Origin of the sequence: Mesorhizobium sp. M0139 (genome assembly GCF_040322455.1) — a bacterium.
Taxonomy (GTDB): domain Bacteria; phylum Pseudomonadota; class Alphaproteobacteria; order Rhizobiales; family Rhizobiaceae; genus Mesorhizobium.
In genome coordinates this window covers 1-571 of record NZ_JAMYTN010000052.1, presented here as the reverse complement: position 1 = coordinate 571, position 571 = coordinate 1, and the positions used below count along the sequence as shown (strand labels likewise).

The following is a 571-nucleotide window of genomic DNA, read 5'->3' as shown; positions in this document are numbered from 1 at the left end:
CGGCCGCCTTCACGGATGGCGAAGCGCAGCTTCTCTTCCATGGCGATCGGCACGATCAGCTCGACATCGACCGTGATGTTGTCGCCGGGCATAACCATTTCCGTGCCTTCCGGCAGCGACACGATGCCGGTCACGTCGGTCGTGCGGAAGTAGAACTGCGGACGGTAGTTGGTGAAGAACGGCGTGTGACGGCCACCTTCGTCCTTGGTCAGGATGTAGGCTTCGGCCACGAACTTCTTGTGCGGCTTCACCGTACCGGGCTTGGCCAGAACCTGGCCGCGCTCGACGCCTTCACGATCAACGCCGCGCAGCAGCGCGCCGATGTTGTCGCCGGCCTGGCCCTGATCGAGCAGCTTGCGGAACATCTCGACGCCCGTGCAGGTCGTCTTGGTCGTCGGGCGGATGCCGATGATTTCCAGTTCCTCGCCGACCTTGACGATGCCGCGCTCGACGCGGCCGGTCACGACCGTGCCACGGCCCGAGATCGAGAACACGTCTTCGATCGGCATCAGGAACGGCTTGTCCAGCGGACGAACCGGCGTCGGGATATAGGCATCGACCGCAGCCATCA

1 protein-coding gene is annotated in these 571 nt (G+C 63.9%); it reads right to left on the bottom strand.

All coding sequences use genetic code 11. The features are described from left to right. Positions 1 to 571, bottom strand: a 571-nt coding sequence (locus NKJ58_RS31460) for an EF-Tu C-terminal domain-related protein (RefSeq protein WP_352854717.1), incomplete at both ends; no start/stop codon positions are given.